Here is a 9,201-nt window from a genome sequence, read left to right on the forward strand (position 1 = left end):
ATTAAATTACCAAACGTATGCGATTACTTCGCCACCGATATTACGTTCTCTAGCTTCTTTGTCAGTGATAACACCTTCAGAAGTTGAGATAATCGCAACACCTAGACCGTTTAATACTTTTGGTACTTCGTCTGCTTTTACATAAGCACGCAAACCTGGTTTTGAAATACGTTTTAAGTTCGTGATAACACGTTCTTCGTTTTTGCCATATTTCAAAAATACACGGATGATGCCTTGCTTGTCATCTTCAATATACTCAACATCGCGTACAAAACCTTCACGTTTCAAGATTTCAGCGATATCACGTTTAATTTTTGAAGCAGGTACTTCTAATGATTCGTGTTTAACCATGTTAGCATTACGTACACGAGTTAGAAAATCTGCAATCGGATCTGTCATGACCATTGAATTATTTACCTCCTTTATGCGGGTTTTTCTTTGTTACCAGCTAGCTTTCTTCACGCCGGGAATTTGTCCTTTATAGGCAAGTTCGCGGAAGCAAATACGGCAAAGTTTAAATTTACGATAAACTGAATGTGGACGACCACAACGTTCACAACGGGTATATTCTTGAGTTGAGAATTTTGCAGGGCGTTTGTTTTTAGCAATCATTGATTTTTTAGCCACGTAGTTCGCCTCCTTTTTTTATTTTTGGAATGGCATTCCAAGTTGTGCTAATAATTCACGAGCTTCCTCATCTGTATTAGCAGTTGTTACGATAACGATATCCATACCACGTACTTTATCGATTAAATCATAATCAACTTCTGGGAAGATTAATTGTTCTTTAACACCTAAAGTATAGTTTCCGCGTCCATCGAATGATTTTTTGCTTACACCATGGAAGTCACGAACACGTGGTAGAGAAACTGTTACTAATTTGTCCAAGAAATCAAACATTCTTTCGCCGCGTAATGTTACTTTACAGCCGATTGGCATGCCTTCACGTAAACGGAAACCAGCGATTGATTTCTTAGCTTTTGTAATCATCGGTTTTTGACCTGAGATTAATGTTAGTTCTTCTACAGCTTTATCCAAGTTTTTTGCGTTTGAAACCGCATCACCCACACCCATGTTGATTACAATTTTCTCAACTTTTGGAGTTTGCATTACAGATGTATAATTAAATTTTTCTACTAATGCTGGAGTTATTTCTTTGACATATTTTTCTTTCAGACGGTTCATTCAGTTGCACCCTCCTTCCTTGATTCTTACTTATCTAAAACTTCACCAGTTTTTTTGGAAACACGGACTTTTTTTCCGTCAATTTCTTTATAACCGACACGAGTTGCTTCGCCGTTTGATGGATCAATTAACATAACATTAGAAACGTGAATTGGCGCTTCTGTTTCGATAATTCCACCTTGTGGAGCAGCTGCGTTAGGCTTTTGATGTTTTTTCATCATATTTACGCCTTCAACGATTACTTTATCTTTTTTAGGGAACGCAGTTAAAACTACGCCTTCTTTGTTTTTGTCTTTCCCAGTGATAACTTTTACTTTATCGCCTTTTTTAACGAACATTTTTGTTTCGCACCTCCTTTAAAAAAGTCTTTATTATAACACTTCTGGTGCTAGTGAAACGATTTTCATGAAATTGTTTTCACGTAGTTCACGAGCTACAGGGCCGAAAATACGTGTACCACGTGGACTTTTATCATCACGGATAATAACACATGCATTTTCATCAAATTTGATATAAGAACCATCATTACGACGAGCTCCTGATTTAGTACGTACAATTACGGCTTTAACTACTTCGCCTTTTTTGACAACACCGCCTGGCGTTGCTTGTTTTACAGTAGCAACGATAACATCGCCAATGTTTGCAGTTTTGCGTCCTGATCCGCCTAACACTTTAATTGTTAGTACTTCGCGGGCTCCAGAGTTGTCAGCGACTTTTAAACGACTTTCTTGTTGGATCACGTTGTGTATCCTCCTTTCAGATTTTAAGCTTCAATCTATAGGAAAATCTCGCTTAGATAATAACTGCTTCTTCAACTACCTCTAGTAAACGGAAACGTTTTGTAGCCGATAATGGACGAGTTTCCATAATTTTCACGATGTCCCCAGTTTTTGCAACGTTGTTTTCATCATGTGCTTTGTATTTCTTAGAATATTTAACACGTTTACCGTAGATTTTGTGTGTTTTTTTCGTTTCAACAACAACAACAATGGTTTTATCCATTTTGTCAGAAACCACACGGCCTTGATAAACTTTACGTTGATTTCTTTCTTCAGTCATACGTTTAATGGCCTCCTTCCATATTAAGCTTGTTCACGCAATACAGTTTTGATGCGTGCAATCGATTGACGTACTTCTTTAATACGCGCAGTGTTTTCTAGTTGCCCAGTTGCAAGTTGGAATCTTAAGTTAAACAATTCTTCTTTGAATTCTTTTTCTTTTTCAAGCATTTCGGCAGTGGTTAATTCTTTGATATCTTTAACCTTCATTCGATTCACCACCCATTTCCTCACGTTTTACAATTTTAGTTTTCACTGGTAATTTGTGAGAAGCAAGTCTTAATGCTTCGCGAGCAACTTCTTCAGGTACGCCAGCAACTTCAAACATGATTTTTCCACGTTTTACTGGTGCTACCCAGCCTTCAGGAGCCCCTTTACCAGATCCCATACGTACCCCAATTGCTTTGGCAGTATAAGACTTATGAGGGAAAATTTTGATCCATACTTTCCCACCACGTTTCATGTAACGAGTCATCGCAACACGAGCAGCTTCAATTTGACGGTTTGTAATCCAATGTGAATCAACAGCTTGTAAGCCCCATTCACCAAAAGATACTTCTTTGCCACCTTTAGCTTCCCCACGCATTTTTCCTCTAAACTCACGACGGTGTTTTACACGTTTAGGTACTAACATGATTATTTCCCTCCTTTCTCAGTGTTCTTTTTTTCTGGAAGAATTTCTCCACGATAGATCCACACTTTAACTCCTAGTTTTCCGTATGTTGTATCTGCTTCTTCCCAAGCGTAATCGATATCCGCACGCAATGTATGAAGCGGAACAGTTCCTTCAGAATATCCTTCTGCACGGGCAATATCAGCACCGTTTAGACGTCCAGATACTTGAGTTTTAATTCCTTGTGCTCCTGATCTCATTGTACGTTGAATCGCTTGTTTTTGTGCACGACGGAATGCTACACGGTTTTCTAATTGACGTGCAATTCCTTCTGCCACTAATTTAGCATCTAAATCTGGTTTTTTGATTTCCACAATATTGATGTGTACACGTTTACCAGTTAATTTATTTAATTCTTTTCTTAGGTTTTCAACTTCAGATCCGCCTTTACCAATTACCATACCTGGTTTAGCTGTGTGAAGAGAAATGTTTACACGTTTTGCAGCGCGTTCGATTTCAACTTTTGACACAGCGGCATCAGCAAGGTTTTTAGCGATAAACTTACGGATGTTTAAGTCTTCGTGCAAGTATTCTGCATACTCTTTTTCAGCATACCATTTGGCATCCCAATCACGGATAACACCGACACGCATTCCAATTGGATGTACTTTTTGACCCACTGGTTGTCCCTCCTTATTTTTCTGTTACAACTACTGTAATATGACTTGTTCTTTTGTTGATTGGTGATGCTGATCCTTTCGCACGAGGACGGAAACGTTTCATTGTTGGTCCTTCGTTTACAAAAGCTTCAGATACAACCAAATTTTCAACATCTAAGTCGTAATTGTTTTCTGCATTTGCAACTGCTGATAATAATACTTTTTCGATCAATCCAGCAGATTTGTTTGGCGTGAATTTCAATACTGAAATTGCTTCTGCTACGCTTTTCCCTCTAATAAGATCAATCACAATACGTGCTTTACGAGGTGAAGTGCGAACTGTTTTAGCAGTTGCCTTTGCTGAAGTAATTTGTTCTGACATTTGCAATTCCTCCCCTCATTAATTAACGTGTTGTTTTCTTATCGTCGGCGCCATGTCCACGATATGTTCTTGTTGGTGCGAATTCACCTAATTTGTGTCCAACCATATCTTCTTGGATATAAACTGGGACATGCTTTCTTCCATCATATACAGCAATTGTATATCCAATAAAACTTGGGAATATGGTAGAACGGCGAGACCATGTTTTAATCACTTTTTTCTTTTCAAGGTCTTTTTGTGCATCCACCTTCTTTAAAAGATGATCATCAGCAAAAGGGCCTTTCTTCAAACTACGACTCATGGTGAACCTCCTCTCAAAATGTATGACTATTTAAGCCACGAGTACCTGTTTATTTTGTTTTACGACGACGAACAATAAGTTTGTCAGATTGTGCTTTTTTATTACGAGTTTTGAACCCAATAGCAGGTTGACCCCATGGGCTAACTGGTGCTTTACGTCCAACTGGTGCTTTACCTTCACCACCACCGTGTGGGTGATCGTTAGGGTTCATTACGCTACCACGAACTGTTGGGCGTTTTCTCATCCAACGGCTACGTCCAGCTTTACCAATGTTAATCAATTCATGTTGTTCATTTCCAACAGAACCAATTGTTGCACGACATGTAGCAAGAATCATACGTACTTCACCTGAGTTCAAGCGAATTAATACATATTTACCTTCTTTACCAAGTACTTGTGCGCTAGTTCCAGCAGAACGAATTAATTGTCCGCCTTTACCAGGTTTCATTTCAATGTTATGAACAACAGTACCAACTGGGATGTTTGAAAGTGGTAATGCATTCCCTGGTTTGATATCTGCTTCAGGACCTGAAACAATTTGTGTTCCAACTTCTAATCCCTTTGGAGCTAAAATGTATGTTTTCACTCCATCAGTGTAGTGAATCAACGCAATATTTGCTGATCTATTTGGATCATACTCGATTGTTTTCACAACTCCGACAACGTTGTCTTTGTTACGTTTGAAATCAATCACACGATATTGACGTTTATGACCGCCACCTTGATGACGAACAGTGATGCGACCATTGTTATTACGGCCAGCATTATTTTTAAGTGGTTGTAACAAAGTTTTTTCAGGTGTTGATGTTGTGATTTCCGCAAAATCAGAACCTGTCATGTTACGACGACCATTTGAGGTAGGTTTGTACTTCTTAATCGCCACGCGTTTTCCCTCCTATAATAATATTTTTATTTTTACTCAGCTTCAAAAAGTTGAATTTCTTTTGAATCGTCAGTTAACGTCACAATAGCTTTACGACGTTTTTTTGTATATCCTGCATATTTACCCATTCTTTTGAACTTAGGTTTCACATTCATGATATTCACGTTTTTAACTTTCACTTCAAAAGCAGCTTCAACAGCTTGTTTCACTAATGTTTTGTTTGCACGAGTATCCACTTCAAAAGTGTATTTTTTCTCATCCATCGCAAGCATTGATGCCTCAGTTATAACTGGGCGTTTAATTACATCTAGTAATTCCATTATGCAAGCACCTCCTCTACTTGAGTAAGAGCAGTTTGAGTAAATAATAGCTTATCGTTTGCTACTACGTCTAACACACTAACATTTTCTGCATTAACAACAGAAACGTTTGGCAAGTTACGAGCAGACAGTGCTACATTATCGTTATCATTTTCAAGAACCACTAATACTTTAGAATCAACACTCAAGTTTGTTAAAACTTGTTTGAATTCTTTTGTTTTAGGAGCTTCAAATTGTAACGTATCAACTACTACTAAATTATTTTCTGCAACTTTTTCTGATAAAACAGATTTAATTGCTAAACGACGAACTTTTCTAGGAAGTTTGTAGCTGTAAGAACGTGGTGTTGGTCCGAAGACAACGCCACCGCCACGCCATTGTGGTGAACGGATTGATCCTTGACGTGCACGTCCAGTTCCTTTTTGGCGCCATGGTTTACGGCCACCGCCACGAACAGCGCTGCGGTTTTTAACAGCATGTGTTCCTTGTCTAAGTGAGGCGCGATGCATCAAAATTGCATCATATACAACACTTTCATTTGGTTCGATCCCGAAAACAGCTTCGTTTAAAGTTACTTCACCGTTTTGAGTTCCATCTTGTTTGAATAATGCTACAGTTGGCATTCCTTAGTTCCTCCTCTCTTTACGATTATTTTGCAGCCTTATGAGCTGATTTAATTTGGATAAGTGATTTTTTAGCTCCAGGTACGTTTCCTTTGATAAGAACCACATTCTTTTCAACATCTACTTTTACGATTTCTAGATTTTGAATAGTAACGCGATCTCCACCCATACGACCAGCTAATTTTTTATTTTTAAATACGCGGTTTGGTGCTACTGGACCCATTGACCCAGGACGACGGTGATAACGAGAACCATGAGACATTGGTCCGCGGCTTTGGCCGTGACGTTTAATTGCCCCTTGGAAACCTTTACCTTTAGTTGTTCCTGTAACATCAACAATGTCTCCTGCTTGGAAAACATCCACCTTAACTTCTTTACCTACTTCATATTCTCCTAGCTCAACATTTTTGATTTCTTTAATGAAGCGCTTAGGAGTCGTATTTGCTTTCGCAACATGACCTTTCGCAGGTTTGTTCGCTAATACTTCACGTTTGTCTTGGTATCCAAGTTGAACTGCTTCGTAACCGTCTGCTTCGACAGTTTTGACTTGTAAAACTACATTAGGGGTAGCTTCAACAACAGTAACTGGGATTAATTCACCATTTTCAGTAAAGATTTGCGTCATTCCTACTTTTTTACCTAAGATTCCTTTGGTCATGAGTACACCTCCATCATCTTGATTTTATAGTTTAATTTCAATATTCACACCACTTGGTAAGTCAAGCTTCATCAAAGCATCAACTGTTTTTGGTGTTGGATTCACAATGTCAATTAGACGTTTGTGAGTTCGCATTTCGAATTGTTCGCGTGAATCTTTGTATTTGTGCGTTGCACGAATCACAGTATAAACTGAGCGTTCAGTTGGTAATGGAATTGGACCTGATACATCAGCACCAGTTCTTTTTGCTGTTTCCACAATTTTGTCCGCTGATTGATCTAAAATACGATGTTCATACGCTTTTAAACGGATACGAATTTTTTGTTTTGCCATGTTATTCCCTCCTTCGTCTGTTTTAAAACTAGACATAGCTCCGCGGAAATCTCCGACCCGCTCGTCCGTGGCAATGCGCCCGGGCGTGTCGCAACCTCCCGTTTCACAGCCTAAAACCCTTTAGTAAAGGATTCCTGTGCCTTTCTTAATTACTTAAGTCAGCACCTTTAAAAGTATACTAAAAAAAACCTTTAATAGCAAGGTTTTTTATGACTTTTTTTTATTTTTCTACTCTCTCTTTATAGAAACACTTTAAAAAGTAGCTTCAATTCTTTTGTGTTTGAATTCTTTGCAAATAAAAAAAGAGTGTATTCACTCGAATACACTCTTTCTATTATGACCCGTACGGGAATCGAACCCGTGATACCGCCGTGAAAGGGCGGTGTCTTAACCGCTTGACCAACGGGCCCTTAAAATAAATATAAAACGGAGAAGGAGGGATTTGAACCCTCGCGCCGGTTTCCCGACCTACACCCTTAGCAGGGGCGCCTCTTCAGCCACTTGAGTACTTCCCCAGTATCATAATGGATGGGCCTAAATGGACTCGAACCATCGACCTCACGCTTATCAGGCGTGCGCTCTAACCAGCTGAGCTATAGGCCCGTATTAAAAATATGATACTAAAGCGGGTGACGAGAATCGAACTCGCGACAACAGCTTGGAAGGCTGTGGTTTTACCACTAAACTACACCCGCATATTTAAAATGGCGCGGGACAGAATCGAACTGCCGACACATGGAGCTTCAATCCATTGCTCTACCAACTGAGCTACCGAGCCAAACGGTCTGGACGGGACTCGAACCCGCGACCTCCTGCGTGACAGGCAGGCATTCTAACCAGCTGAACTACCAAACCATAAACCGTTTTTATTATACTGTCACTTCTACTACTTTTCAAGTAGTAATTGCGGGGGCAGGATTTGAACCTACGACCTTCGGGTTATGAGCCCGACGAGCTACCTGACTGCTCCACCCCGCGATAATTGATCAAAAAGAAAAATAATTTTTTTCATCATAAAATGCTGTGTTCCTTTATATTACCTTCTAGAAGAATAACACTTAAGGTTTCAGCTAAGGAGGATAAGGGATTCGAACCCTTGCGTGCTTTTACACACCTGACGGTTTTCAAGACCGTTCCCTTCAGCCGGACTTGGGTAATCCTCCAAAATAAAGCAATGACCCGTACGGGAATCGAACCCGTGATACCGCCGTGAAAGGGCGGTGTCTTAACCGCTTGACCAACGGGCCGAACTATGAGTATTTTCTAAAATAGAATGGGCCTAAATGGACTCGAACCATCGACCTCACGCTTATCAGGCGTGCGCTCTAACCAGCTGAGCTATAGGCCCATATCACAAAATATGATATAAAGCGGGTGACGAGAATCGAACTCGCGACAACAGCTTGGAAGGCTGTGGTTTTACCACTAAACTACACCCGCATAAAACTAAACGGTCTGGACGGGACTCGAACCCGCGACCTCCTGCGTGACAGGCAGGCATTCTAACCAGCTGAACTACCAAACCATAAACCGTTTTTATTATACTGTCACTTCTACTACTTTTCAAGTAGTAATTGCGGGGGCAGGATTTGAACCTACGACCTTCGGGTTATGAGCCCGACGAGCTACCTGACTGCTCCACCCCGCGATAATTGATCAAAAAGAAAAATAATTCTTTTCATCATAAAATGCTGTGTTCCTTTATGTTATCTTCTAGAAGAGTAACACTTAAGGTTTCAGCTAAGGAGGATAAGGGATTCGAACCCTTGCGTGCTTTTACACACCTGACGGTTTTCAAGACCGTTCCCTTCAGCCGGACTTGGGTAATCCTCCAAAAACAAATATTTACAAATGGACCTTGTAGGACTCGAACCTACGACCGCCCGGTTATGAGCCGGGAGCTCTAACCAACTGAGCTAAAGGTCCAAGTTCAGATATAACAATCGCGGCGAAGGGGATCGAACCCCCGACCTCCCGGGTATGAACCGGACGCTCTAGCCAGCTGAGCTACACCGCGATAATAAAATTAAACGAATCCCTACTAAGAAACCATTTATAAAATCGGGAAGACAGGATTCGAACCTGCGACACCTTGGTCCCAAACCAAGTACTCTACCAAGCTGAGCTACTTCCCGAAAAAAATGCACCCAAGAGGAGTCGAACCTCTAACCTTCTGATTCGTAGTC

At 40.3% G+C, this 9,201-nt stretch carries 16 protein-coding genes and 17 tRNA genes; all 33 read right to left on the reverse strand.

What is annotated here, in order from left to right; all coding sequences use genetic code 11:
• Positions 1 to 6: 6 nt before the first annotated feature.
• The 33 genes from rpsH to CBF30_RS11180 all read right to left on the reverse strand — a co-directional run bounded on the left by rpsH (position 7) and on the right by CBF30_RS11180 (position 9,150).
• Positions 7 to 405: a 30S ribosomal protein S8 gene (gene rpsH, locus CBF30_RS11020; protein ID WP_126826740.1), complete on the reverse strand. Its 399-nt coding sequence runs from the start codon at positions 403 to 405 to the stop codon at positions 7 to 9.
• Positions 406 to 441: 36 nt separating this feature from the next.
• Entirely contained in the window at positions 442 to 627 is a 186-nt protein-coding gene (locus tag CBF30_RS11025; RefSeq protein WP_016184192.1) for a type Z 30S ribosomal protein S14, read from the reverse strand.
• Between the two features lie 18 nt (positions 628 to 645).
• A complete protein-coding gene (rplE, locus tag CBF30_RS11030; RefSeq protein WP_126826743.1) occupies positions 646 to 1,185 on the reverse strand; it encodes a 50S ribosomal protein L5 in 540 nt (179 codons plus the stop codon).
• Positions 1,186 to 1,211: 26 nt separating this feature from the next.
• Positions 1,212 to 1,523 carry a 50S ribosomal protein L24 gene (rplX, locus tag CBF30_RS11035; protein ID WP_126826746.1) on the reverse strand — a complete coding sequence of 104 codons (312 nt, stop codon included), beginning with the start codon at positions 1,521 to 1,523 and terminating at the stop codon, positions 1,212 to 1,214.
• Positions 1,524 to 1,556: 33 nt separating this feature from the next.
• A complete protein-coding gene (gene rplN / locus CBF30_RS11040; RefSeq protein WP_126826749.1) occupies positions 1,557 to 1,925 on the reverse strand; it encodes a 50S ribosomal protein L14 in 369 nt (122 codons plus the stop codon).
• A gap of 52 nt (positions 1,926 to 1,977) precedes the next feature.
• Positions 1,978 to 2,244 carry a 30S ribosomal protein S17 gene (gene rpsQ, locus CBF30_RS11045; RefSeq protein ID WP_126826753.1) on the reverse strand — a complete coding sequence of 89 codons (267 nt, stop codon included), beginning with the start codon at positions 2,242 to 2,244 and terminating at the stop codon, positions 1,978 to 1,980.
• A 23-nt stretch (positions 2,245 to 2,267) separates the two neighbouring features.
• Positions 2,268 to 2,453: a 50S ribosomal protein L29 gene (gene rpmC / locus CBF30_RS11050; protein WP_126826756.1), complete on the reverse strand. Its 186-nt coding sequence runs from the start codon at positions 2,451 to 2,453 to the stop codon at positions 2,268 to 2,270.
• Positions 2,443 to 2,877 carry a 50S ribosomal protein L16 gene (gene rplP / locus CBF30_RS11055; protein ID WP_126826759.1) on the reverse strand — a complete coding sequence of 145 codons (435 nt, stop codon included), beginning with the start codon at positions 2,875 to 2,877 and terminating at the stop codon, positions 2,443 to 2,445. The genes rpmC and rplP overlap by 11 nt, the downstream gene beginning before the upstream one ends.
• 2 nt (positions 2,878 to 2,879) lie before the next feature.
• Positions 2,880 to 3,536 (reverse strand): 30S ribosomal protein S3, encoded by a 657-nt coding sequence (rpsC, locus tag CBF30_RS11060; protein WP_126826762.1) that lies wholly within the window; start codon positions 3,534 to 3,536, stop codon positions 2,880 to 2,882.
• A 13-nt stretch (positions 3,537 to 3,549) separates the two neighbouring features.
• The gene (gene rplV, locus CBF30_RS11065) at positions 3,550 to 3,897 is read right to left on the reverse strand and encodes a 50S ribosomal protein L22 (RefSeq protein WP_126826765.1); all 348 of its coding nucleotides are present in this window, start codon (positions 3,895 to 3,897) and stop codon (positions 3,550 to 3,552) included.
• A gap of 22 nt (positions 3,898 to 3,919) precedes the next feature.
• Positions 3,920 to 4,198, reverse strand: a complete 279-nt coding sequence (rpsS, locus tag CBF30_RS11070; RefSeq protein WP_126826769.1) for a 30S ribosomal protein S19 — start codon at positions 4,196 to 4,198, stop codon at positions 3,920 to 3,922.
• Between the two features lie 49 nt (positions 4,199 to 4,247).
• Entirely contained in the window at positions 4,248 to 5,081 is an 834-nt protein-coding gene (gene rplB / locus CBF30_RS11075; RefSeq protein ID WP_126826772.1) for a 50S ribosomal protein L2, read from the reverse strand.
• A gap of 32 nt (positions 5,082 to 5,113) precedes the next feature.
• Complete coding sequence (locus tag CBF30_RS11080; protein WP_126826775.1) at positions 5,114 to 5,401, reverse strand: 50S ribosomal protein L23; 288 nt, start codon at positions 5,399 to 5,401, stop codon at positions 5,114 to 5,116.
• On the reverse strand, positions 5,401 to 6,024 hold the full coding sequence (gene rplD, locus CBF30_RS11085) for a 50S ribosomal protein L4 (RefSeq protein ID WP_126826778.1): 624 nt from the start codon (positions 6,022 to 6,024) through the stop codon (positions 5,401 to 5,403). The genes CBF30_RS11080 and rplD overlap by 1 nt, the downstream gene beginning before the upstream one ends.
• A 25-nt stretch (positions 6,025 to 6,049) precedes the next feature.
• Complete coding sequence (gene rplC / locus CBF30_RS11090) at positions 6,050 to 6,682, reverse strand: 50S ribosomal protein L3 (protein ID WP_126826781.1); 633 nt, start codon at positions 6,680 to 6,682, stop codon at positions 6,050 to 6,052.
• A 24-nt stretch (positions 6,683 to 6,706) separates the two neighbouring features.
• Positions 6,707 to 7,015: a 30S ribosomal protein S10 gene (gene rpsJ / locus CBF30_RS11095; RefSeq protein WP_126826784.1), complete on the reverse strand. Its 309-nt coding sequence runs from the start codon at positions 7,013 to 7,015 to the stop codon at positions 6,707 to 6,709.
• Between the two features lie 337 nt (positions 7,016 to 7,352).
• Positions 7,353 to 7,424 (reverse strand) — tRNA-Glu (locus tag CBF30_RS11100).
• A gap of 18 nt (positions 7,425 to 7,442) precedes the next feature.
• A tRNA-Ser gene (locus CBF30_RS11105) sits at positions 7,443 to 7,530 on the reverse strand.
• A gap of 14 nt (positions 7,531 to 7,544) precedes the next feature.
• A tRNA-Ile gene (locus tag CBF30_RS11110) sits at positions 7,545 to 7,618 on the reverse strand.
• Positions 7,619 to 7,639: 21 nt separating this feature from the next.
• Positions 7,640 to 7,710: transfer RNA gene (locus tag CBF30_RS11115), tRNA-Gly, on the reverse strand.
• A gap of 10 nt (positions 7,711 to 7,720) precedes the next feature.
• Positions 7,721 to 7,793 (reverse strand) — tRNA-Phe (locus CBF30_RS11120).
• Between the two features lie 3 nt (positions 7,794 to 7,796).
• Positions 7,797 to 7,870, reverse strand: a tRNA-Asp gene (locus CBF30_RS11125).
• Positions 7,871 to 7,919: 49 nt separating this feature from the next.
• Positions 7,920 to 7,993 (reverse strand) — tRNA-Met (locus CBF30_RS11130).
• Positions 7,994 to 8,088: 95 nt separating this feature from the next.
• A tRNA-Ser gene (locus tag CBF30_RS11135) sits at positions 8,089 to 8,178 on the reverse strand.
• 12 nt (positions 8,179 to 8,190) lie between these two features.
• Positions 8,191 to 8,262, reverse strand: a tRNA-Glu gene (locus CBF30_RS11140).
• 27 nt (positions 8,263 to 8,289) lie between these two features.
• Positions 8,290 to 8,363 (reverse strand) — tRNA-Ile (locus CBF30_RS11145).
• 21 nt (positions 8,364 to 8,384) lie between these two features.
• Positions 8,385 to 8,455, reverse strand: a tRNA-Gly gene (locus CBF30_RS11150).
• Positions 8,456 to 8,466: 11 nt separating this feature from the next.
• Positions 8,467 to 8,540 (reverse strand) — tRNA-Asp (locus tag CBF30_RS11155).
• A gap of 49 nt (positions 8,541 to 8,589) precedes the next feature.
• A tRNA-Met gene (locus tag CBF30_RS11160) sits at positions 8,590 to 8,663 on the reverse strand.
• Between the two features lie 95 nt (positions 8,664 to 8,758).
• Positions 8,759 to 8,848, reverse strand: a tRNA-Ser gene (locus CBF30_RS11165).
• Positions 8,849 to 8,867: 19 nt separating this feature from the next.
• A tRNA-Ile gene (locus CBF30_RS11170) sits at positions 8,868 to 8,941 on the reverse strand.
• Between the two features lie 17 nt (positions 8,942 to 8,958).
• Positions 8,959 to 9,032, reverse strand: a tRNA-Met gene (locus tag CBF30_RS11175).
• Positions 9,033 to 9,076: 44 nt separating this feature from the next.
• Positions 9,077 to 9,150, reverse strand: a tRNA-Pro gene (locus CBF30_RS11180).
• Positions 9,151 to 9,201 lie beyond the last annotated feature (51 nt).

The sequence above is a fragment of the Vagococcus entomophilus genome, from assembly GCF_003987595.1.
GTDB lineage: Bacteria > Bacillota > Bacilli > Lactobacillales > Vagococcaceae > Vagococcus_E > Vagococcus_E entomophilus.